A 21,474-nucleotide genomic window follows, 5' to 3' on the forward strand; every position below is an offset into this window, starting at 1 on the left:
CAGAGCCGCTCAGGTGGTGTCCAATATCGATATCACCTGCGAGTAGATAGCGGGATCAGTATCGAAGCAGGTCAAAGCCGCCTGTCACGACAGCGGGTGCTCCAGCCACACGTTGGCCTCGACGTACACGCCGAGGTTCTGCTCGGGCGAGGCCAGCACGGGGGCGATGCCGCCCTCGACCGCGTTGGGGCCCGGCTTCAGGGCGGAGCCCGTCCACTCGTGCCACTGCTCGAGCGTCCCCGTGATGGTCATGGCGAACGGCGCCACCTTGACGAAGCGGGCGCCGAGCCGTTCGTGCGTGCGCAGCCACGGGTCCTCGGACAGGCCGTCCTCGCGCCGCCTGGACAGGTAGTCGTCCATGGACAGCATGGCGTGGCGCGCCTTCCCCGTCGGGCGGACGGGAACCACCAGCCGGTCCAGGCCGCTGTCCCTGGCCCGCTCACGCAGCCCGTTCAGCGCGACGGCGGCGATGCCCTCTCCCCTGCGGTCCGCGGCGACCTGGACGTCCAGCGCGCTCAGCGCGGTCGGGGGCCTGCCGTCGAGGGCGTCCTCCACGGCCCAGATGATCGCGCCGTCCCAGCCGTGGTCGGGCAGGTGCTCACGCTCGGGCGCGGGGAAGGTCAGCGGCACGCTGACCGCCCTCGCCACCGGGACGTCGCCGTCGAGCACGACCAGGAAGAACTCGGGCCACCGCTCGACCAGGCGCCTGGCCCTGGTCAGGATCGCGACAGGGTCGTGCTGCATGAACTCGCTGCCGATGTCGCCGAGGCGCAGCGCCGGCTCGAGCAGGTCCGGCCGTGTCGAGAGATTCTGGACGTGCACGGGTCCCGCCTTCCTCGTGGGCAACGATCAAGAAGGAACCCTAGCGCCTGAAACTGGTCACCACCCTTCGCATGCCTGCCCCTCAGCCCGCCGAACCGCTCCGCAAGCCTGTCCGGGCCCGGCGCGGCTCGCGCGGTGCCGGCGTACCGCGTCGCGGTTGGCGCACCGCTGGGAGCAGTAGCGCTGCCGCCCCGTGCGGGAGGTGTCGGCGAAGATCGTGCTGCACTCGGTCACGGCGCACCGCCTGAGCCGGTGCATGCCCCGTCCCACCAGGTGCAACGCGGTGCCAACGGAGATCAGCGAGAACAGCACGGAGCCGAGCGTCCGGTCGTCGCGGTAGTGCAGGTGCCAGCCGCTGCCCGCGTGGTCGGTCAGCCGCGGGTACGCGGCGGCCGCCGCCAGCATCCGATTCAGCAGCTCGGCGCGCCGGTGCTCGTCGGCGGCGTCGACGACCTGCTCCCACTCGTCCAGTACGGCCTGCGTGCGGTCCAGGTCCTGCGGCGTGACCGGGCTCTCCAGCACCAGTCCGGCGGCGCGGCAGCGGTCCGCGAGTTCCTCGGCGCTCGCCGGGCGCCGGTTGGCCAGGTCCGCGGCCAGGTTCACGGCACCCTCGCCGTAAGGGTTGAGATGCATAAGCCCATTACACCAGGCTGGGCGCATGAGACACCACACGGATGTACGGCAGGCAGTGGACGGCGATGTCGCGGAGCTCATCCGCCTGCGGGCGTTGCTGTTCGAGACCCTCGGCAACCCCTCATCAGATGACCAATGGCGCGACAACCTTGCCGTGGTGCTGAAGGAACAGCTGGCGGCGGACACCATGCGGATCCTCGTCGTGGACGGCGGCACCGGGCTCGCCGCCTGCGGCATCGGCATCGTCGAGCAGCGGCTGCCCAGCCCGCGGCTGCGCAACGGCCGCCTCGGACAGGTGATCGGCGTGGTCACCGACCCGGCCCACCGGCGGCGTGGGCACAGCCGCGCGATCATGAACGGCCTGCTCGACTGGTTCAGGGAACGTGACGTCGCCCGCGTGGACCTGCACGCCTCCCACGACGCCGAACCGCTCTACCGCGAGCTCGGCTTCGTCGACCACCCCGAGCCGGCACTGTACTGGCGTCCGTGAAAGTCAACCCGGCCCGCACCGGCGGGTTCACCCGCAGCACACCGCGATACCGGTGGATCGTCCTCGGTATCGCCACCTTCGCCCAGGCCGCCGCCGGCTTCTTCATGCAGGGGATGGGGGCGATGGGCATCCACCTCCAACGTGACCTTTCCCTGAGTACGGCCCAGCTGGGTCTCCTGTTCTCGGCGGCTGGGGCGGTTCCGTTGATCGGGTTGCTGGTGGCGGGGGAACTGCTGGACCGCTACAACGAACGCTGGGTCCTCGGGATCGGTGCCTGCGTGGTCGCCGCGGCTCTGATCGTGGGAAGCACGGCACCGGGCTACGTGTCCCTGCTCCTTGTCCTGCTGGTCGTCGGCGCGGGATACTGCACCGTTCAGCCCGGCGGGAGCAAATCGGTGGCCTCCTGGTTCGACGCGTCCCAGCGCGGGTTCGCGATGGGCGTCCGCCAGGCGGGCCTGCCGCTGGGCGGCGCGCTCGCGGCAGCCGTCCTGCCCTTCCTCGCCGGCGCCTTCGGCTGGCGGTCGACATTCGTGGTCGGCGGTCTCGTCGCGCTCCTGGGAGCCGGCGTCTTCATGGGCTTCTACCGCAGGCCGCCCGCCCAAGCCGGCCCCCAGGACGGCCGGCCCCGTGCCTCGCTCGAGTCACAGCTGCGCGCCCGGCTGGGGATGCTCCGCGAGCCGTCCACGGTGAAGATCATGCTGTCCGGGACGAGCCTGATCTCGGTGCAGTACGGCGTGCTCGTCCTGACCGTGCTGTATCTGCATGACACGACGGCTCTCGGAGCAGGACCGGCGGCCCTCGTCCTGGTGGCGGCCCAGGGAGCGGGGGTTGCCGGCCGCGTTTGCCTGGCGGCCTGGAGCGACCGCGCCCGGTTCGGCCGCTACGGCTGCGTCATGACCTGCATGGCCGCCGTGATCGCAGGGATGACGGCGTTGATGACGCCCCTGGGGCAGTCGCCCGCGGCGGCCTGCATCCTGTTCATATGGCTGGGGTTCTTTGGATTCGGCTGGTACGGCCCATGGGTCACCTATGTGACCGAATCGGCTCCACCGGGCAAGACGGGATTCGCTCTCGGCCTGGCCATGGCCGTCAACCAGATCGCCATCGTTCTGGCGCCGCCCGTCGTCGGCCTGCTCAAGGATCTCACCCACAGCTTCACACCGGCCTGGGGCCTCCTGGTCGTGCTGACCGCCGTTGCCCTCGCGGTCACGGCTCGCGGAGAACGCCGGGGAATCGGCCGCGGCGCTCACGGCGCTAGTCCGGCGAGCCGGGGACGATGAGGCCTGACTCGTAGGCGGCGATTCGGCGATGACGGCCGATTGTCGTAGGTGACCGCCGTGCCCGGCGGATGCTTGCGCTCCGGCTTGGTCGCGGCGAGGATCCGGCCAAGCGGCTCGATGTCGCGAGGATCGGCGCTGCCAGTGCCGATCATGTCATCCTCGTCGAACCCCGCGTGTGCGTCAGCAGGTGCCGCAGAGTGACCGGCCTTCCTGGACAGGTGTCCTTGATCTTGAAGGTCTTGAGGTAGGTGTTGATTGCATCGAGTACAGGCTGACGGGCCCCGTCCGTCACAAGGTGAGCTGGTGTTGGCGCTGGGCGCGCCACTCGACCGTCAGCACGGTGGCGTCGTCCTGCAGCCGGTCGTGCTGGTGCTCCAGGATGGTCTGGATCAGCCGGCGCAAGGTCTCCGGAGCCGACACCCCGTCGGCTTCGCGGCGGATGATGAAATCGATGAAGCGCTCCAGCCCGAACAGCTCGCCGTCCGGGTTCTGGGCTTCGATGACGCCGTCGGTGTAGAACAGCAACCGGTCCCCGGGTTGCAGCCGATAGTGAAGCAGGCCGGTGGAGGGCTCCATCCGGAAGCCCATCGGGGGATCGGGGAGGCTGTCGAGGGTGGCGACCCAGCGGCCCTCGCGGATGACCAGCGGCGGGTGATGTCCGCGGTTCACCCAGCTCAGCACGCCGCTCTGGAAGTCGAGGGCGGCCAGGATGCCGGTGGCGAACCGGCCGGTGAACTGCTCGGCGATCTCCGTGTCGATCGCCTCGCTGGTCGCGAGCAGATCCGCGCCCTGACGGCGGTTGTTACGGCTGGTCCCCACGGCGACGGTGGCCGTCAGCCCGGCGGCGGTGTCGTGCCCCATGGCATCGAAGATCGACAGATACAGCGTGTCGCCGTCGACGGCGTAGTCGAAGGCGTCCCCGCCGACGGCGTACGCCGGCTCCAGCGCGGCGCCGACCACCACCTCGTCGTTGGCCAAGGTTCCCGGAGGCAGCAGGTTCCACAGAACCTCGGCCGACAGGGACATCGGGCTGGTGCGCACCAGCCGCGCGAAGGAGTCGCTGTGGGGGCGCTTGCTGACCACCAGCACGGAGATCAGCGCCGCCAGCTGGGTGGCCAGCCATTGGACGTGCTCGCCACCTCCGGGGACGGTCACCCCGAGCACCCCGACTCTGTCGGTTCCGTCCAGCAACGGCACCCACAACCGCATCGGGCCCTCACCCGCGGGCGCCTGCGCCAGGTCAGCGGAGTGGGGGTCGGAAACGGGCCGGGCCTGGACGATCTCCACGTTGCGGAAGGCCCGACCGGCCATGGTGACGTCGATGCGGATGGGTTCGAGCGGGCGGCCCAGAACGTCGCGCTGGCCGGACAGCGGCACGAGCAACTGCTGCTGCAGGTCGGCCACGTAGATCAGCGTCTGGGAGAAGCCGACCAGCGCCGCGTGCTCGGCGACCAGGGCCGGCAGGTCCTCCATCGCGGCCAGATGATGGGCCTGCAGCAGGCCGCCCAGCATCCGCTCCCCATCGCTCCCCACATGCCTGCCCTTCTGGCCGTCTTCCTGGCGCCTATGGTGGGGTCCTACCCTCTATCGCCGCTCAGCCTCCCTGCCGCGATGGAACAGGTCAGATGGCGTTGTACCTCGGTCTCGGGGCCGCTGCCCTCGCCGGGACACGAAGTGGCCGGGGCGGCACCGTGCCAGTGACACTCGCCAGGGGGTGGGTGGACGGTGTCGCCGGGCCGCACATGACGACCTCGCCCCCGCGCGGTTGCACCCGCCCCACTCCCTCGGTGACATGCAGGGTCTGCCCCACGGCGTGGCGGTGCCAGGCGGTGCGGGAGTACGGCGCGCGCGCCTGCCTCCGGTGGCACATGAGCGGACCGGGCGCCGTGATGCAGGGGAGCGCTCCTGAACTGTATGTTCGGGACACGCTCCCCTACTGATCACGGATGGCGGATGGTTCGCGTCAGGCGGACGCGTAGACGCGATGGACGAACTCGGCGAGCTTGTTGTCGGGCAGTTCCTTGGCCAGGTCGGCCTCGCTGATCATGCCCACGATCCGGTGGTTCTCGATCACGGGCAGCCGCTTGATCTGGTGCTGCTCCATCTTCTCCAGGGCCTCTTCGACGCTGCTGCTGCCGTCCACCCACACCAGCCCGCGGGCGAGTTCGCCTGCCGTGGCCTGGTCGAGGTCCTTGCCCTCGGCACAGCACTTGACCACGATGTCGCGGTCGGTGATGATCCCCTTGAGCCGGTCGTCGTCCCCGCAGATGGGCAACGCGCCGACCGACAGGTCACGCATCATCTGCGTGGCCCTGCGCAGGCTTTCGTGCTCGCCGATGCACTCCGCTCCTTGGTGCATCACGTCTTGTACTCGCTTCCCGACTCCCGATGTGGTCATCGCTGCCTCCCCCGAGAAGGTTCGACGGACTCTTCCATGGTGCCCCTACCCATGAAGCAGCACATCAGCGGACTGTTCGCACCTTCTCCTCTCCCTAGGAGCGGACGACTTCTTAGGATCGGACGACGGCGACGGCGCAGCGGGCGTGGTGCAGAACGCCGCGGCTGACCGACCCCAGCACGGCGGAGGTCATCGCGCCCCTGCCATGAGATCCCACCACCACCAGGTCGGCCGTGGCCGACGCGTCGGTGAGCGCGTCGACCGGGTGCGCGTGCCGAATCTGCTCGACCGCCGTCACCTGCGGATAGCTCGTCTCGAAAGCCGCGATCCGGTCGATCAGCAGCTTTCGATGGGCCGCCCGGGCCTGGTCGGTGTAGGCCAGGCTCTCCGTCGCGAAGGCCAGTCGCGGGGTGCGCCACGCGTAGAGCACGCGCAGCAGGCAGTCCCGCAGCCGCGCCTGCTCGAAGGCGTACGCCAGGGCGGGCTCGCACTCCCTCGATTCGTCGACGCCGACGACGATCTCACCATGTACCTCGACCTGTCCGGGGCGTACCACGACCACCGGACAGCGCGCGTGCCCTGCCACGTGCATGCTCACCGAGCCCAGCAGCGCTCCGGCGAAGCCCCCCAGCCCCCGGCTGCCGACCACGATCTCCGCGGCGTCCCTTCCCTGCTCGCGCAGCACCGCGGCGGGCGGACCGTCGATGATCTCGGTCGCCACCTCGACGTCCGGCCACCGGGCCCGAGCCCAGACCACCGCCATCTCCAGGACTTTCTCCGAGTTGCGTGTCACCGTGTCCGGCCCTTCCACGGGCGGGAACCCGGCGATCTGATACGGCCAACGGTCCACGGCGTGGACGACGCGCAACGACGCCCCCGTACGCCGCGCGTCATCGGCCGCCCACTCCACCGCCGCCCGCGCCGCCTCGGAGCCGTCCGTACCCACAAGGATCACGGCAGACATGATTGCCCCCTTCCCCCTCTCTCCATCACACCCCAGCGGACGGCGATCCGCCACCATCGAGGGCCCGCCACACCCCCGTCCCGGCAGACAGGGTGAGAGTGGCGACCCCTCCAAAGGGCGCGGCATTCCGTCCTCATCCGCTGGAGCCCGATCAGCTCACAGCTCAGGCTCGCGAAGGTGCTCAGCGGCAGGAGAGCGCGGTAGCGGTGCCCGATCGACCGTGAGCGTCTGACTGCTCCTGACTCGTCTCCCGGGGCGCTCCCCGGGACCGCCAGGTCATGCTCCGTGCATCGTGAAACGCTCCCGATAGGCGGCAGGCGTGACGCCGAAGCGTTGCTTGAACACCCTGTGGAGCGTCTCGACCGAGCCGAGACCGACCGAGTTCGCGATGGTCTGCAGGCCGTTCCCGGTGTGGATGAGCTGCCGCGCCACGGCGTCGACACGGACTGACTCCACGTAGTGCGCAGGCGTCACCCCGACCTGCTGGCGGAAGAGTCGTGAGAAGTGACGGACGCTGAGGCTCGTCCGGCGGGCGAGCGCTTCGTTGCCGAGATCCTCGGTGAGGTGGCCAGGAATCCACGCCTGCAGGCGGGCGATCTCGGCGTCAGCGGCCGAGGGGTGCGCGAGGAGTTCGCTGAACTGGCTCTGACTACCTGGTCGCCGCATGTACATGACAAGCCACCGGGCGACTCGACGGGCCAGCTCGGCATCGTGGTCGTCGGCGACCAGGGCAAGCGCGAGGTCTATTCCCGTGGACACGCCGGCCGACGTCCAGACGTGCTCGTCGCGCAGGAAGATGGCGTCGGACTCCACGATCACCTCGGGGTGATCGGCGGCGAGCTGTCTCGCCGTCGCCCAGTGCGTCGTCGCCCGTCGCCCGTCGAGCAGCCCCGCGGCCGCCAGCATGTGAGCCCCGGCGCAGACCGACGCGATGCGGGGTGCACCCCGACCGACGAACGTGGCGAGCCACTCGACGAGCGACTCGTCCTGCAGCGCCTTCACCTCGGTCTCACCGGGCGCGAGACCGCCTGGCACGATCAGCGTCCCGATCCCGCCACGCAGCTCCGCCCAGGAGACATCGGCGGCTATGGAGGTGCCCCCGGCACACCGGACGAGCCCTGGCTCCGGACCGGCGACCAGTGTCTTGTATCCGGGCGCGTCCTTGTTCACCAGGCGATCGGCAGCGGAGAACACCTCGAGCGGTCCGGCGACGTCGAGCAGCTCGACGCCGTCGAACACGGTCATCACGACGAGATGAGGCGTCATGCCGCCAACTGTGCAGGATCACCGAGATGTCTGCAAGGACAGGTACATGTCATATCCGGACGTGCCCGGCGACGCGGGTCGTGGCCGAATCTGACATATCCCGGTCCTTGCCGACATTCGTGATCCGGCACAGCATGGTGATCGCCCACTTCCCGGCGACAAATGGAGCCATCCGTGATCCCGTCGATCCCTCACTCGCCCACGGCCCAGGCAGCCGCGGACCTCGCTGCCGAGGCCGCACCTGCCTACCTGCTCAACCACAGCTACCGCACCTACCTTTTCGGCCGGTGCGTCGTCGCGAAGCCCGAGGTCGACGAGGAGGCGGCCTTCGTGGCGGCGATGATCCACGATCTCGGCCTCACCGACACCTACGCAGGCGAGAGCGAGTTCGCGCGCATCGGGGCCGACCTCGCGTGCCGCTTCCTTGAAGCGCGCGGATGGGACCTGGACCGCATCCACCTGGTCGAGGAGGCGATCCTGCGGCACACCAACCTCGTCGCCGAGGAGGTGCCCGTGTGGCGGCTGGTCCAAGCGGGAGCCGCCGTGGACGTGGCCGGACTCGGCCACGAAGAACTCGAACCTGACCACCTCGCCGGCATCCTGAAGACCTACCCGCGTCTCGACTTCGCCTCCAGTATGCGGAGCCGCTTCCTCGAAGAGGCCCGCAAGCACCCGGAGGGCGCCTTCGCCCATCTCGAACGGGTTGTCACGCTGTCCGACCACTTCGGCACCAACCCGATCGACGGCTCGCACCCCTCATAAGAAGACGGTTCGGTGCGCGCGTGGCGGTCCCGCCGTGTGGTGTCATCAGGTTTTCGTCCTGTTGTGAGGGAACCAAGCATGGTGAAGGGGGCCTGCGGCTGAGGGGGCAGGACGCGTGAGCACACGGATGGCAGGACAGGTGGCTCTTCGCGAGCGGCGCCGTACGGAGACCGCCGCCGGACGAGACCATGGACCGGCCCATGGGTGACCCGCGGGTCGGCGCCGTCGTCATCACCTGGAACCGCAAGCGGGAGGCGCTCGCCTCCGTGAGCCGGCTGCTGGCCCTGCCCGAGCGACCGCGCGTCGTGCTGGTGGACAACGGCTCGAGCGACGGCACGGCCGAGGCCGTACGGAACGTCCATCCCGACGCCGAAGTGATCGCCCTGCGCGAGAACCTGGGCGCGGTCGGCCGCAACATCGGCGTCAAGCACCTCGACACCCCGTACGTGGCCTTCTGCGACGACGACACCTGGTGGGCCCCCGGCTCCCTGACCAGAGCGGCCGACGTGCTGGACGCCTGCCCTGGCCTGGCAGCCGTCACTGCCCGCATCCTGGTGGTGCCGGGCGGACATGAGGACCCCATCGTCGCCGAGCTGCGCGACTCTCCTGTGCCCGGCCCTGACTGGCTGCCCGGTCCGGCGTTGGGCAGTTTCCTGGCCGGGGCGTCCGTGTTGCGCCGGGACGCCTTCCTGAGCTGCGGAGGCTTCAATCCACACCTCTGGCTGGGCGGCGAGGAGGAACTCCTGGCGGTCGACCTGGCCGCCGCCGGATGGGAGCTGTGCTACCTGGAGGGGCTCACGGTCTATCACCAGGCCTCGCCGCTGCGCGATCCACACGAGCGCCGCCGCCTCGGACTGCGGAACACGCTCTGGTTCGCCTGGCTACGCCGTCCGGTCCGGCCGGCACTGCGGCGGATGCTGCACCTGGCCAGGACAGTGCCCCGCGACCGGGTCACCGCGCTGGCCGTCCTGGACGCGCTGCGCGGGCTGGGATGGGTGCTGGCCGAGCGCCGGACCCTGCCGCCGCGGGTGGAGGCTCGCCTGCTCAGCCTGGAGGAGGCGCAATCGCGATCGGTGGCCCGCCGCTACATCAGCTAGCGTCGCCCAGGAGGATGGAGCGATCGCAGATCCTGTTGGTGGAGAGGTCGTAGGCGGCAAGCAGGTGACGCTCCCCGTGGGGGCGCTTGTAGGTGGCCCAACGGCGGCGCCTCGGACCTGCATCGCCGCGCCAACGGCACGTGGCTAGGAAAAGTCCGCCCGATGCACACCTACGGGTGGCGACAGCCGCGAGCATCGCTCGAGCTGTCCCCACCCGGCAAACGCCACCTTCGCGGTGCACTGGGACGAGTCTCACGGTGTCAGCGAGGGCCCCGGTCAGGTGCCGACGTAGGCAGCGAGGTGCTCGCCGGTGAGGGTGGAGCGGGCGGCGACGAGGTCGGCGGGTGTGCCCTCGAAGACGATCCGGCCGCCGTCGTGGCCGGCGCCGGGGCCGAGGTCGATGATCCAGTCGGCGTGCGCCATGACCGCCTGGTGGTGCTCGATGACGATGACCGACTTGCCGGAGTCGACGAGCCGGTCGAGCAGGCCGAGCAGGTGCTCGACGTCGGCGAGGTGCAGGCCGGTGGTCGGCTCGTCGAGGACGTAGACCCCGCCCTTGTCGGCCATGTGGGTGGCCAGCTTGAGCCGCTGCCGCTCGCCGCCGGACAGCGTGGTGAGCGGCTGGCCGAGGCTGAGGTAGCCGAGCCCGACGTCGGCGAGCCGCTCGAGGACGGCGTGCGCGGCCGGCGTGCGCGCCTCACCGGCGCCGAAGAACTCCTGGGCCTCGGTCACCGACATCGCGAGCACCTCGCTGATGTCGCGGCCGCCCAGGTGGTATTCCAGCACCGCTGCCTGGAACCGCTTGCCCTCGCACTCCTCGCAGGGGGTCTCCACGCCGGCCATCATCCCCAGGTCGACGTAGATGACGCCGGCGCCGTTGCAGTTGGGGCAGGCGCCCTCGGAGTTGGCGCTGAACAGCGCCGGCTTGACGCCGTTGGCCTTCGCGAACGCCTTGCGGATCGGGTCGAGCAGTCCGGTGTACGTCGCCGGGTTGCTCCGTCGCGAGCCCTTGATCGCTCCCTGGTCGACCGAGACGACACCCGCGCCGGCGGGGATCGAACCGTGGATCAGCGAGCTCTTGCCGGAGCCGGCGACGCCGGTGACGACGCAGAGCACCCCGAGCGGGATGTCGACGTCGACGTTCTGGAGGTTGTGGCGGGTGGCGCCGCGGATCTCCAGCGTGCCCTTGGGGGTGCGCACCGTCTCCTTGAGGACGGCCCGGTCGTCGAGGTGGCGGCCGGTGATGGTGCCGCTGGCGCGCAGGCCCTCGAGAGTCCCCTCGTAGCAGATGGTGCCGCCTGCCGTACCGGCGCCGGGTCCGAGGTCGACGACGTGGTCGGCGATCGCGATCGCCTCCGGCTTGTGCTCGACGACGAGCACCGTGTTGCCCTTGTCCCGCAGCCGCAGCAGCAGGTCGTTCATCCGCTGGATGTCGTGGGGGTGCAGCCCGATGGTGGGCTCGTCGAAGACGTAGGTGACGTCGGTGAGCGCGGAGCCGAGGTGGCGGATCATCTTGGTGCGCTGCGCCTCGCCGCCCGACAGCGTGCCGGCCGGCCGTTCGAGCGAGAGGTAGCCCAGCCCGATCTCCACGAACGAGTCGAGGGTGTGCAGCAGCTTGGCGAGCAGCGGCGCGACCGACGGCTCGTCGAGGCCGCGGACCCACTCGGCCAGGTCGCGGATCTCCATCGCGCAGGCGTCGGCGATGCTGATGCCCGCGATCTTCGAGGAGCGGGCCGCCTCGGTGAGCCGGGTGCCGTCGCATTCGGGACAGGTGGCGAAGGTGACCGCCCGGTCCACGAACTCCCGGATGTGCGGCTGCATCGCCTCCCGGTCCTTGGAGAGGAACGACTTCTGGATCTTGGGGATCAGGCCCTCGTAGGTGAGGTTGACGCCCTCGACCTTGACCTTGGTCGGCTCCTTGTAGAGGAAGGCCTGCATCTCCTTCTTGGTGAACTCGCGGATCGGCTTGTTCGGGTCGACGAAGCCCGACTCGGCGTAGACCCGCACCGTCCAGAAGCTGTCCGACTTCCAGCCGGGGATCGTGAACGCGCCCTCGGAGAGCGACTTGGAGTCATCGTAGAGCTGGGCGAGGTCGATGTCGGAGACCTTGCCGCGGCCTTCGCAGCGCGGGCACATACCGCCGGTGATGCTGAAGTCGCGACGTTCCTTCACCGTCTGTCCGGCGCGCTCCAGGCGGACCGCACCCGCTCCACTGATGGAGGCGACGTTGAAGGAGAAGGCCTGGGGCGAGCCGATGTGCGGCTGCCCGAGCCGGCTGAAGAGGATGCGGAGCATCGCGTTGGCGTCGGTGGCGGTGCCGACCGTGGAGCGGGGGTCGGCGCCCATCCGCTGCTGGTCGACGATGATCGCGGTCGTCAGCCCGTCGAGCACGTCGACCTCGGGCCGCGCCATCGTCGGCATGAAGCCCTGCACGAAGGCGCTGTAGGTCTCGTTGATCAGCCGCTGCGACTCCGCGGCGATCGTGCTGAACACCAGCGAGCTCTTGCCCGAGCCGGACACGCCGGTGAACACCGTCAGCCGGCGCTTCGGGATCTCGATGCTGACGTCCTTGAGGTTGTTCACGCGCGCGCCGTGCACGCGGATCAGATCGTGGCTGTCGGCAGCGTGCAGCGCAGGCGACTGCGTGTCCGTACCCGTGGCCATGCTCATCGTGTCTCCATCTGTTGGGCGCGTTCTCCGTCGGCGTCGCCTGGCTCGATCTGCCAGCTTAGAGGTACGTCTGGTTCTCCTTCGCTTCGGCCCGTGGAGCCTCTGGGCCCCGTGCGGGTCGAAGCCGGTGCGACGAACCGGTCACCCGCTCCTGCGGCAGCGCGTCGATCTTGAGAACCTCCACTTCGCCCTCGATCATGGACGCGTCGCGGGGGGTGGCCCAGCGCCAGCCGAACGATGCGGGCGGCAGGGACGGCACTCATCGGTCCTGAAGCAGCCCGAGGACGTTGCCATCGGGATCGATGACGGTGGCCACCAGGCGGCCGTCACCGACGTCGTGCGCGGGCTCCTTCACTGTGGCACCCGCGGCGGTCACCTCAGCCAGGCTTCGCCTCGATGTCCGCCACGTGCCAGTAGGCCACCGGCGAGGTCATGCCCTGCCGTCCACCGCCCGGCACCAGCCCGATGTGCTGGCCCGCGGCCTCGAAGCCGACGTAGTAGGACTCGCGGGCCCAGCCCGCAAGAGCAGGAGGACCAACCGGACCACCTCCGGGCGGTCGCGGTTGTGCGGGAGGAAGCTCGCGGAATGGTGAGGTCCATGGCAGTCACGCTAGCTGCGGCTCGAGGACCGGCGCTTCTCGATTCCTGACCGATCTGGTCCCGCCGTTTCGAATGCTGCGTGAGATGGTCAAGCGCGCAAACGTCGCCTGACGCGGCACCAGCCACCCGAGCCGGCCCGGAGCCCCGCCAGAGCGGGCCGATGGGCAGGCCGACGCAGCCGACAGGGCGCTTGCGCGGGTCGACGCCGGGCACCCGCGTCTCAGTGCAGTCGATAGACCTGCGCTTCGAGCCAGGCCACACACCGTTCGATCTGCTCGCGCCTCAGCCCGGTGACTTCCTCCAGCTGCTCAGCCGTCAGCGCTTCAGACCTGTCCAAAGCTCTGGCGATCTTCCCCGCCCACAGCTCCTCCTCGATGAAGGGACGGCGGCGGTAGTGCTCTTGCAGCGCGGCCAGATGCTCGCGGCTACAGGTGGTCAGGAAGCGCTGGCCGTCGCATGCGGGGTCGCTGGCATGCGTCACCGAAGAGTCCGGCACCACGCCGTGGACCTCCGTCCCGTCCTGGATCGCCATGCCGCACCAGCCGCACAGCTGAGGTACGTCCGGCTTCTCGCTCTCCATGCCAGCCGTCTACCCGCACGCCTGTACGGCAGCAGCCGCCTTCTTCCCTGTCAGGCAAAGTCTTGAGGGAGACATGCGTGAACCGCAGGGCGTCCCGAGACCGACCATGAGCCGGAAACCATGACGGGTCGGTCAGGCAAGGCGGACGGCAAGCGAGGATCAAGATGCCGTTGCCCGCCGTCGTGGTGAATTGCCCCCCTCTCAGCCGAGCGCTGCAATGTCCGAAAGCGCATTTGGCGCCGGTCCGCTATGACCCGGCGCGATGCCGTCACTGTCCAGGCGCCGTCCGAACGGACGCGACAGGAGGACTCGTTCCATGATCAGAAAAGACATGCCGACCGAGGACGGGCTGGCCAATCTCACCTTCACGCTGCCCGCCGACATTCCCGGACGGATCTCGGTGGTGGGTGACTTCAACCACTGGGACCCTTACGCCCATCCCATGACGCGGACCGAGCAGGGCGCGCACACCGCCGTCGTGCCGCTGCCCCAGGGCACCAGCATCTGCTTCCGCTACCTGGCCGAGGGAGGTGTCTGGCTGGACGAGCCGGACGCCGACGACCGCGACGAGCGCGGCTCGATCGTGCACGTCCCTGCCACCGACAGCCGTGACCGGCAGCCCACGTCCGACGGCGCCCCGATCAACGCTTCGGTCAAGACGCCGGCGTAACCCGCGTGTCCGACTCTTCGGCAAAGGAAAGCCCTGACATGGACGAACAGCAGGATGTGGTCGCGGTCCTGGTCACCGACCACCGCGAGGTCGAGCAGATGTTCACCCAGCTGCAGCAGATGGTGGGCGACATCGGCGAGCGGGCCCAGATGCTGGCCGAAAAGGTGGTCATCGAACTGGTTCGCCACTCGGTCGCCGAGGAGGAGTACCTCTACCCCGCGGTGCGTGAGCACGTGCCGGGCGGCGATCAACTGGCCGATACCGAACTCGCCGAGCACGCCGAGGCCGAGCAGACGATGAAGCGACTGGAAGGGCTGGAGCCGTCCGACGCCGAGTTCTGGCCCACGCTGGAGCAGTTGATGGCGCAGATCCGCCACCACATCCAGGGGGAAGAGGACGACCTGTTCCCCCGGTTGCGGGAGTCCTGCTCGCAGGAGCAGCTCATCGAGCTGGGCGGCAAGATTCAGCAGGCCAAGAAGATGGCACCTACCCGGCCGCATCCCGCCGCACCCGACACCCCGCCCGGTAACAAGCTGCTCGCGCCGGGGACCGGCCTGGTCGACCGGATGCGCGATGCGCTCACCGGCCGGGGGCGGTCCTGACCCCTCGGTTCGCGGCCTTCTGGAAGGCCTTCCGGCAGGCGCCCCCGGCCGCTTGGATCGCCGCAAAGGAGCGGGCGGGGCGCTACCGCACTGGCTGTCGGTAGCGCCCCGCCTCCCCATACGGACCTGCCAAGAGGCGCAGCTCCGCGACCCCGCATCGGCGGAGTGAGCCCCACCAGCGCCAGCAGGACCGTCAGCGCACGTTTGATCAATCGGAGCTCCTTTTCGGATCTCGCCATCCGGACGAGCCGCCACCGCCTGATGTGGCAGTGATCTATGCCACCCGCCGCGAACGCTCGGGGCGCGTGCAATCCGATGTGCGGCCTTCTGTCACACCCGCGCCGGCTGTCTCGTCCTTGTGGTGCGTTCAATCGAGACAGGAGGTCGTCATGGCACAGGCCGTCACGAGAGTGGTCGTGGCCTTGAGTGCGCTCTACACGCTGGTCTTCGGCGTCTGGATGTGGGGGTGGCCGCAGTCGTTCGCCGAATACGTCAACTTTCCCCATCATGAGCACTTCCTGCATGACCTGGGCGCGTTCCACCTCGGCATCGGGATCGCCCTGGTGGCGGCGCTGGTGTGGCGGGACGCCGTCCTGGTCGCACTTGTCGGGCTCGCCGCGGCCAGCCTGATACACACGGTGAACCACGCGATGGACTCCCATCTCGGCGGCGCCGCGAGCGATCCCTACGTGATCGGCGCGCAGACCCTCGTCGCGGTGGTCGGCATCGTGTTCCGCGCACGCCATCTGCGTATGCGCCAGGCGAAGGAGCAGGCGCGATGAGGGTGCTGCTCGCCGGCGCGACCGGTGCGATCGGGCTGCCGCTGCTGTCGGCGCTGGCCGCGTCGGGGCACGAGGTGATCGCGCTCATCCGTCATCCGGCCAAGCGGCAGCTCGTCGCGGATCGCGGCGCGCTCCCTGTGATCGCGGATGTGATGGATCGTGACGGGTTGCTGCGCGCGGTCGAAGGGCAGGCCGCCGACGTGGTCATGCACCAGGCCACGGCGCTGCGGGAGGCCGGGCGCAGGCTGCGCCCCGACGACCCCACCATCGCCCTCCGTGACAGGGGCACCGCGCACCTCCTCGAGGCCGCGCGGGTGGTGGGCGCGCGTCGCTTCGTCACCCAGTCACTGATCACCGGGTACGGCTACCGCGATCACGGCACCAGGGTCTTGACCGAGAACGACGTCTTCGGACTGCACGTCGGCAACCTGGGCGACCTGGTGACGGACTCCAGCGTGGCCACCGAGCGGCAGGTGTTCAACGCGGACGGCATCGAGGGCATCGCCCTGCGGTACGGGATGTTCTACGGAAAGAACGCGTTCAGCGACATGTTCGCGGACCTGATGCGTAAGCGGGCTCCCGTACTGCCGCGAGGGAAGACGGGGACCACGTCCTTCATCCACGTGGAGGACGCGGCGGCGGCCGCGGTCGCGGCCATGGAACGCGGGCGGGCCGGGGAGGCGTACAACATCGTGGACGACCAGCCGAGGAGCTGGCGCGCCTTCCTGACCGCGGTCGCCCGAGCACACGGCACCCCGCGTCCCGTTGCGACGCCGAGGTGGCTGATCCGGCTGGCCGTGCCCTATCTGGGTTGTCTGATGATCGACACGACGATGCGGATCTCCCATGCCAAGGCCACCAGAGAGCTCGGCTGGACCCCGGTGTACCGGAACCTGCACGAAGGTCTGGAGTCTTCCTGAGAGCCGGATGTACGCGGGGGACTGCGACAGCGCCCTGCTTGTCCCTCGAAAGCCGCCACAGCTCCTGCTCCGGCCACCTCCGCCACCGGTACTCCTTCCTCGACCGAGCTCGTGCCCGTGCGAGGACCGGTGCCGGTTCCGGCCTTCCCCCAGGACAGTCCGTGGCGGCTCGATTCCGTCGGGTCCGTGCCCGACGCGCGGCTGTACGACCTGACCGCGTCCGGGCCGAGTGTATGTCTGAAAGTGCCGGCGGCCCGCAGGCCGACCCCCGGCCGCTCGCGGGCTGAGAGCGGCCGGAGGGAAGACGATGGGACATGTTTCCAAGACGGAAGGCCATTACGCCGCTCATCCGACCTCCCTAACGTTGACGGCATCAACCCGAACGACAAGGGAGAGTTCCCGTGCGTGCTGTTGTCCAGAAGTCCTTCGGCGGTCCAGAGGTCCTCGAGATCGCCGACATTGACCAGCCCCAGCCCCTCGGTGGCGAGGTGCTCATCCGGGTCCGGGCGAGTGGCGTGAACCCCGTGGACGTCGCCGTCAGATCGGGGGCCTATCCGTTGCTGGGCGAGCCCAGTTTCGGGGTGGGATGGGACATTTCCGGCGTCGTGGAGGAGGCCGGTCCCGGAGCCCGGTTCAAGGTGGGCGACGAGGTCTTCGGAATGCCGTTCTTCCCCCGTGCCGCGACCGGATATGCCGAGTATGTCGCCGCCCCCTCGCGGCAGGTCGCCCGTAAGCCCGCCTCGATCGACCACGTGGAGGCCGCCGCGGTGCCGCTGGCCGCGCTGACGGCATGGCAGGGCCTGGTGGACGCGGCGCGGGTGAAGGCCGGCGACCGGGTGCTGATCCACCGCGCTGCCGGGGGAGTGGGGCACTTCGCCGTGCAGATCGCCAAGGCGCGCGGCGCGCACGTGATCGCGTTGGCGAGTGAGGCGCGGCATGAGTTCGTACGAAGCCTCGGCGCGGACGAGGTGATCGACTACCGGGTCACCGACGTCGAGGACGCGGTGCGCGATCTCGATGTCGTCTTCGACTCGAACGCCCGGGGGTCGCGTTCACTCAGCGTCTTGCGGCGGGGCGGCACGCTCGTGAGCATCATGGAGCACTGGAACCGGGAGCTGGAGGCGGAAGTCGAGGCGGCCGGGCGGCACTTCGCGGGGGTGTCGGTCGAGCCTGACTACGCGTCGCTGGAGGCCATCGCCGAGCTGATCGACGCGGGACGAATCCGGCCCCATGTACAGGAGACGTTCCCGCTCGAAGAGGCGGGCAAGGCTCATGAACTGGTCGGTTCCGGGCGGGTCCAGGGAAAGGTCGTCCTGACCGTAGGGTGATGGCGTGGACATCCTGACCGAGGCGCTGAGCTCGATGCGGACCGGGCGGCCGACGTCCGTCCGCACCGACGGCCGTGCCCCCTGGGGGCTTCGGCTTCCGTCTGTCGCAGGGGCCGGCTTCCATGTGGTGCTGTACGGGACGTGCTGGCTGGTGCCGCTGGAGGACGCTCCCGGCCATGTGCAGCCGATCGCCCTGAGCCAGGGGGACGTGGTCTTCCTGCGCGACGGCCGTGGCCATATCCTCGCCGACCATCCGTCCACCCCGGCCGAGGTGGAAAGGCCCGAGCAGTTCCACCCGGGCTCGCCGATCGGCACCGTGCGGCTGGGCGGCGACGGCGCGCTGACCAGCCTGCTGTGCGGCAACTACCACCTTGACCAGGCGCGGCCGCATCCGCTGGTACGGCAGTTGCCCGAGGTGATCCATCTGCGGACGCGGCACGGCCGCCACCCCGAGCTGAGCGCCGCCGTCCAGCTGCTCGGCGCGGAGCTGGAGAACCCGCGGATCGGATCGGACGGCATCGTCCCCACGCTGATCGACTCGCTGCTGCTCTACCTCCTGCGGGCCTGGTTGGAGGCCCAGCCCCCGGCGGCGGCGAAGGGCTGGGCCGCCGCGCTCGGCGACTCGGCGATCGCGCCGGCGCTGGCGGCCATCCATGAGAACCCGTCGGCGCAGTGGACCGTCGAGTCGCTGGCCGAGCGGGCCGGGCTCTCCCGCGCGGCCTTCGCCCGGCGGTTCACGGCACTGGTCGGGGAGCCGCCCATGGCCTACCTGACCCGGTGGCGCATGACGACCGCGGCCCGGCTGCTGCGCGAGTCCGATGCTCCCCTGACCGCTGTCGCGGCGCAGGCCGGATACGGCTCGGAGTTCGCCTTCGCGAAAGCCTTCAAACGCGAGTACAGCTTGGCCCCCGGTGGATACCGCCGCCAGGCCCGAACGGCCTGACGACAGAACGGCCTGCTCCAGCACCTGCCGGCCTATCGGTCGAAGACGATCACCTGGCGCAGCGCGGTGCCGTCGGCCAGCTGGTCCATGGCCGCGTTGATCTCCGACAGTCCGATCCTGGCCGAGACCAGCTTCTCCACCGGTAGCCTGCCCTCGCGCCACATCCGCGCGAACGCCGGGATGTCCCTGGCGGGCAGCGCCGAGCCCAGGTAGCTGCCGACGATGCTGCGTCCCTCTGCCACCAGCGCGAGCGGCGAGATCGAGGCCCGGGCGTGGGGCGCGGGCAGTCCCACGCTGACCGTGCGGCCGCCGGGAGCGGTCGCGGTCACCGCCGTCTCGAACGCCGGGGCACTGCCCGCGGCCTCCACCACGATCTCGGCCTGCTCCGGCAGGTCGGCCGGGCCGTACACCTCGTGCGCGCCCAGCTCGCGTGCGACGGCGAGCTTGTCCGGGTTGGCGTCCACGCCGACGACCCTGACGCCGTCGAGGGCGAGCGCGGTGAGCAGCGCCGCCATGCCGACGCCGCCGAGCCCGACGACCATGACGGTCTGCCCGGCGCGGGGCCTGCCGACGTTGAGCACCGCGCCGCCGCCGGTCAGTACGGCGCAGCCGAGCAGCGCGGCCACCTCGGGCGGTACGTCGTCGTCGACCGGGACGGCCGAGCGATGGTCGACGACCGCGTGCGTGGCGAACGCCGACACCCCGAGGTGGTGCAGCACCCGCGCGCCGTCCCTGTGCGGGCGGACGGCGCCACTCAGCAGGGTGCCGCTGTTGTTGGCGGCGCTGCCGGGAACGCAGGGCGTGACGCCGTCGGTGGCGCAGCCGGCGCAGCCGCCGCACCTGGGCAGGAAGGTCATGACGACGCGTCGCCCCGGGGTGAGGCCGGCCACTCCGGGGCCGATCCGCTCCACCACGCCTGCCGCCTCGTGCCCGAGGAGCATGGGCACCGGGCGCACCCTGTTGCCGTCGACCACCGACAGGTCCGAGTGGCACACGCCCGCCGCCTCCACTCTGACCAGCAGCTCGCCAGGCCCTGGCGGGTCCAGCTCCAGGTCGCAGACCGACAGCGGCCGCGACTCGGTGTAGGGCCGGGCGCGGCCGATCTCCTCCAGGACCGCTCCGCGAATCCGCATCAGATCACCCTTCTTCGTGTCGAGAGGTTGGCCAGCAACACCCCGCAGCCGCCCAGGACCAGCCCGGCGATCGCGAGCGGGTGCAGCGGCTGCCCGGCGAGCAGCCAGGCCAGCACGGCGGTCACCGCGGGGGTCAGGAAGAACACCGTGCTGACCCGGCTGGCGGCAGCACGCAGCAGCATCCGGTTGAGCAGGATGAACGCCGCGATGGAGTTGACCAGCGCCATCCACGCCACCGACAGCCCGAACGCCGTCCAGTCCGACACCCGTACCGGCCCGGTCAGCAGGCAGGCGAGCCCGACCGCGGGGCCGCTGACCAGCAGCTGCACGGCGGTGCCGGTCAGCGTGTGCATGCGGGGCACGAACCGCTGCTGGTAGAGGGTGCCCGCGCTGAGCCCCGCCAGCCCGGCCAGGCAGAGCACCACTCCGAGGGGGGACAGGCTGACCCGGTCGGCCACCGCCAGCACCACCCCGGCCGCGCCGAGCGTGAAGCCGGCCCACTGCCCGGCGCCGACCCGCTCGCCCAGCGCCCGCGAGGCCAGCACGATGACGACCGGGTTCAGTCCCTGAACCAGGGAGACGACCGCGGCGGGCAGTCCTGCGCCGAGCGCGCTGTAGAAGGCGCCGAACTGCACGGCCTGGATCAGCAGCCCGGAGATCGCCACGTGCGCCAGCGTCCGCCCGCGCGGCCACGGCGCCCGTCTGGCGAGCGCGTACCCGGTGAGCAGCACCCCGGCCACGGCGAACCGGGCGAACATCAGCAGCAGCGGCGCCGCGGCCCGCACCCCCGGAATGCCGGCGATGAACGCGCTGCTCCACAGCACGACGAACACCGCGGGCGCCGGCGACCACCGGGCGGGCGCGGCACGAGCGGACTCCCGCACCTGCGGCATCGAAGCATCCTTCCGCGTGCGGATCAGGAGGCGCGCAGGGCGGAGCGGCGCAGCTCCCAGAGCCGCTCCTCGGAGGTGCACACCCCGGCGGCGCCGTGACCCAGCGCCTCCACCACGTCGTCCTCTCCCTGGACGAACCCCGCCGCCAGGTACGGCACGCCGACCTCCCTGGCCTGCCGCTCGACGTACCGCAGCACCACGGCCGGCATCAGCTGCACCAGGTCGGGCTGCGACCTGGCGATGGACTGCATGCTCCGCCGCAGGTTGGACCGGTCCGTCACGAACACCTTCTGCATGGTCAGCAGCCCGAGCCCGGCGGCCCGCTCGATCATCGCCTGCCGGGTGGAGCAGATCCCGACCGCTCCGATCCCCTGGAGGTAGGCCAGCGCGCCGGGGTCGTGGCCCAGCCCGGGGGTGGAGTCGATGTTGACGAACCCGATCTTCCCGGCGGCCAGGGTCCGCTCGACGGTCGCCGCCAGGTCGCCGAGCGGGATCGAGGCGAGGATGCCGAGCGGGGCCGCGGTGGTGGTGAAGCGCTCGACCGTCTCCACGCCCACTAGCGACGCCACGACGGGGTGCTCGGCCAGCGCGGAGAGCAGTCGCCGGTCAATGGGGCGCTTGTGACGAGAATTCACCGCGTT

At 70.2% G+C, this 21,474-nt stretch carries 22 protein-coding genes; 10 read left to right on the top strand and 12 right to left on the bottom strand.

Going from position 1 to position 21,474, the window contains the following annotated elements; genetic code table 11:
* Positions 1–84 precede the first annotated feature (84 nt).
* Together H4W81_RS09820 and H4W81_RS09825 are read right to left on the bottom strand one after the other, a co-directional pair.
* Entirely contained in the window at positions 85–822 is a 738-nt protein-coding gene (locus tag H4W81_RS09820) for a Long-chain-fatty-acid--CoA ligase (RefSeq protein WP_192774513.1), read from the bottom strand.
* 57 nt (positions 823–879) lie between these two features.
* Positions 880–1,455, bottom strand: coding sequence for a CGNR zinc finger domain-containing protein (locus H4W81_RS09825; protein ID WP_192774514.1), 576 nt, complete (start codon positions 1,453–1,455; stop codon positions 880–882).
* A 25-nt stretch (positions 1,456–1,480) separates the two neighbouring features.
* Between H4W81_RS09825 and H4W81_RS09830 the strand changes: the two genes are divergently transcribed.
* Both H4W81_RS09830 and H4W81_RS09835 read left to right on the top strand, forming a co-directional pair.
* The gene (locus H4W81_RS09830; protein ID WP_192774515.1) at positions 1,481–1,945 is read left to right on the top strand and encodes a GNAT family N-acetyltransferase; all 465 of its coding nucleotides are present in this window, start codon (positions 1,481–1,483) and stop codon (positions 1,943–1,945) included.
* On the top strand, positions 1,942–3,225 hold the full coding sequence (locus H4W81_RS09835) for an MFS transporter (RefSeq protein ID WP_318781631.1): 1,284 nt from the start codon (positions 1,942–1,944) through the stop codon (positions 3,223–3,225). The genes H4W81_RS09830 and H4W81_RS09835 overlap by 4 nt, the downstream gene beginning before the upstream one ends.
* A 288-nt stretch (positions 3,226–3,513) precedes the next feature.
* On the opposite strand, the gene H4W81_RS09840 is transcribed toward H4W81_RS09835, so the two are convergent.
* From H4W81_RS09840 to H4W81_RS09855, 4 genes are all read right to left on the bottom strand, one after another.
* Entirely contained in the window at positions 3,514–4,758 is a 1,245-nt protein-coding gene (locus H4W81_RS09840) for a PP2C family protein-serine/threonine phosphatase (RefSeq protein ID WP_318781632.1), read from the bottom strand.
* A 430-nt stretch (positions 4,759–5,188) separates the two neighbouring features.
* Entirely contained in the window at positions 5,189–5,584 is a 396-nt protein-coding gene (locus H4W81_RS09845) for a CBS domain-containing protein (protein WP_318782495.1), read from the bottom strand.
* Between the two features lie 151 nt (positions 5,585–5,735).
* Positions 5,736–6,587, bottom strand: coding sequence for a universal stress protein (locus H4W81_RS09850; protein WP_192774517.1), 852 nt, complete (start codon positions 6,585–6,587; stop codon positions 5,736–5,738).
* 276 nt (positions 6,588–6,863) lie between these two features.
* The gene (locus H4W81_RS09855) at positions 6,864–7,853 is read right to left on the bottom strand and encodes a GlxA family transcriptional regulator (protein ID WP_192774518.1); all 990 of its coding nucleotides are present in this window, start codon (positions 7,851–7,853) and stop codon (positions 6,864–6,866) included.
* Positions 7,854–8,027: 174 nt separating this feature from the next.
* Between H4W81_RS09855 and H4W81_RS09860 the strand changes: the two genes are divergently transcribed.
* Entirely contained in the window at positions 8,028–8,615 is a 588-nt protein-coding gene (locus tag H4W81_RS09860) for an HD domain-containing protein (protein WP_192774519.1), read from the top strand.
* 200 nt (positions 8,616–8,815) lie between these two features.
* The gene (locus H4W81_RS09865; protein ID WP_192774520.1) at positions 8,816–9,712 is read left to right on the top strand and encodes a glycosyltransferase family 2 protein; all 897 of its coding nucleotides are present in this window, start codon (positions 8,816–8,818) and stop codon (positions 9,710–9,712) included.
* Between the two features lie 276 nt (positions 9,713–9,988).
* On the opposite strand, the gene H4W81_RS09870 is transcribed toward H4W81_RS09865, so the two are convergent.
* The 3 genes from H4W81_RS09870 to H4W81_RS09880 all read right to left on the bottom strand — a co-directional run bounded on the left by H4W81_RS09870 (position 9,989) and on the right by H4W81_RS09880 (position 13,562).
* The gene (locus tag H4W81_RS09870; RefSeq protein WP_192774521.1) at positions 9,989–12,382 is read right to left on the bottom strand and encodes an ATP-binding cassette domain-containing protein; all 2,394 of its coding nucleotides are present in this window, start codon (positions 12,380–12,382) and stop codon (positions 9,989–9,991) included.
* A 259-nt stretch (positions 12,383–12,641) separates the two neighbouring features.
* On the bottom strand, positions 12,642–12,758 hold the full coding sequence (locus H4W81_RS49965) for a VOC family protein (protein WP_397126817.1): 117 nt from the start codon (positions 12,756–12,758) through the stop codon (positions 12,642–12,644).
* Positions 12,759–13,202: 444 nt separating this feature from the next.
* Positions 13,203–13,562 carry a hypothetical protein gene (locus H4W81_RS09880; protein WP_192774522.1) on the bottom strand — a complete coding sequence of 120 codons (360 nt, stop codon included), beginning with the start codon at positions 13,560–13,562 and terminating at the stop codon, positions 13,203–13,205.
* A gap of 316 nt (positions 13,563–13,878) precedes the next feature.
* On the opposite strand from H4W81_RS09880, the gene H4W81_RS09885 reads away from it, so the two are divergent.
* From H4W81_RS09885 to H4W81_RS09910, 6 genes are all read left to right on the top strand, one after another.
* Positions 13,879–14,232, top strand: a complete 354-nt coding sequence (locus H4W81_RS09885; protein WP_192774523.1) for an isoamylase early set domain-containing protein — start codon at positions 13,879–13,881, stop codon at positions 14,230–14,232.
* A gap of 38 nt (positions 14,233–14,270) precedes the next feature.
* Complete coding sequence (locus H4W81_RS09890; protein ID WP_192774524.1) at positions 14,271–14,834, top strand: hemerythrin domain-containing protein; 564 nt, start codon at positions 14,271–14,273, stop codon at positions 14,832–14,834.
* A gap of 389 nt (positions 14,835–15,223) precedes the next feature.
* On the top strand, positions 15,224–15,616 hold the full coding sequence (locus H4W81_RS09895; protein ID WP_192774525.1) for a hypothetical protein: 393 nt from the start codon (positions 15,224–15,226) through the stop codon (positions 15,614–15,616).
* Entirely contained in the window at positions 15,613–16,536 is a 924-nt protein-coding gene (locus tag H4W81_RS09900; protein ID WP_192774526.1) for an NAD-dependent epimerase/dehydratase family protein, read from the top strand. The genes H4W81_RS09895 and H4W81_RS09900 overlap by 4 nt, the downstream gene beginning before the upstream one ends.
* A gap of 401 nt (positions 16,537–16,937) precedes the next feature.
* Entirely contained in the window at positions 16,938–17,864 is a 927-nt protein-coding gene (locus tag H4W81_RS09905; RefSeq protein ID WP_192774527.1) for an NADP-dependent oxidoreductase, read from the top strand.
* Between the two features lie 4 nt (positions 17,865–17,868).
* Entirely contained in the window at positions 17,869–18,807 is a 939-nt protein-coding gene (locus tag H4W81_RS09910) for an AraC family transcriptional regulator (RefSeq protein ID WP_192774528.1), read from the top strand.
* 32 nt (positions 18,808–18,839) lie between these two features.
* Here H4W81_RS09910 and H4W81_RS09915 read toward each other — a convergent pair whose 3' ends face one another.
* From H4W81_RS09915 to H4W81_RS09925, 3 genes are read right to left on the bottom strand one after another with little or no spacing between them, the layout of a single operon-like run.
* Complete coding sequence (locus H4W81_RS09915; protein ID WP_192774529.1) at positions 18,840–19,940, bottom strand: alcohol dehydrogenase catalytic domain-containing protein; 1,101 nt, start codon at positions 19,938–19,940, stop codon at positions 18,840–18,842.
* Positions 19,940–20,833, bottom strand: coding sequence for a DMT family transporter (locus H4W81_RS09920; RefSeq protein ID WP_192774530.1), 894 nt, complete (start codon positions 20,831–20,833; stop codon positions 19,940–19,942). Before H4W81_RS09920 ends, H4W81_RS09915 begins: the two co-directional genes overlap by 1 nt.
* Positions 20,834–20,856: 23 nt before the next feature.
* Entirely contained in the window at positions 20,857–21,468 is a 612-nt protein-coding gene (locus H4W81_RS09925) for a glycerol-3-phosphate responsive antiterminator (protein ID WP_318781634.1), read from the bottom strand.
* Between the last annotated feature and the right edge of the window lie 6 nt (positions 21,469–21,474).

The organism is Nonomuraea africana (assembly GCF_014873535.1).
GTDB classification, from domain to species: domain Bacteria; phylum Actinomycetota; class Actinomycetes; order Streptosporangiales; family Streptosporangiaceae; genus Nonomuraea; species Nonomuraea africana.

Bases quoted from the DNA above. Each gene is read 5' to 3' on its own strand.
- H4W81_RS09825 (WP_192774514.1), bottom strand. From the start codon at position 1,455: ATGCATCTCAACCCTTACGGCGAGGGTGCCGTGAACCTGGCCGCGGAC.
- H4W81_RS09830 (WP_192774515.1), top strand. From the start codon at position 1,481: ATGAGACACCACACGGATGTACGGCAGGCAGTGGACGGCGATGTCGCG.
- H4W81_RS09845 (WP_318782495.1), bottom strand. From the start codon at position 5,584: ATGCACCAAGGAGCGGAGTGCATCGGCGAGCACGAAAGCCTGCGCAGG.
- H4W81_RS09850 (WP_192774517.1), bottom strand. From the start codon at position 6,587: ATGTCTGCCGTGATCCTTGTGGGTACGGACGGCTCCGAGGCGGCGCGG.
- H4W81_RS09855 (WP_192774518.1), bottom strand. From the start codon at position 7,853: ATGACGCCTCATCTCGTCGTGATGACCGTGTTCGACGGCGTCGAGCTG.
- H4W81_RS09865 (WP_192774520.1), top strand. From the start codon at position 8,816: ATGGGTGACCCGCGGGTCGGCGCCGTCGTCATCACCTGGAACCGCAAG.
- H4W81_RS09870 (WP_192774521.1), bottom strand. From the start codon at position 12,382: ATGAGCATGGCCACGGGTACGGACACGCAGTCGCCTGCGCTGCACGCT.
- H4W81_RS09880 (WP_192774522.1), bottom strand. From the start codon at position 13,562: ATGGAGAGCGAGAAGCCGGACGTACCTCAGCTGTGCGGCTGGTGCGGC.
- H4W81_RS09885 (WP_192774523.1), top strand. From the start codon at position 13,879: ATGATCAGAAAAGACATGCCGACCGAGGACGGGCTGGCCAATCTCACC.
- H4W81_RS09890 (WP_192774524.1), top strand. From the start codon at position 14,271: ATGGACGAACAGCAGGATGTGGTCGCGGTCCTGGTCACCGACCACCGC.
- H4W81_RS09895 (WP_192774525.1), top strand. From the start codon at position 15,224: ATGGCACAGGCCGTCACGAGAGTGGTCGTGGCCTTGAGTGCGCTCTAC.
- H4W81_RS09900 (WP_192774526.1), top strand. From the start codon at position 15,613: ATGAGGGTGCTGCTCGCCGGCGCGACCGGTGCGATCGGGCTGCCGCTG.
- H4W81_RS09915 (WP_192774529.1), bottom strand. From the start codon at position 19,940: ATGCGGATTCGCGGAGCGGTCCTGGAGGAGATCGGCCGCGCCCGGCCC.
- H4W81_RS09920 (WP_192774530.1), bottom strand. From the start codon at position 20,833: ATGCCGCAGGTGCGGGAGTCCGCTCGTGCCGCGCCCGCCCGGTGGTCG.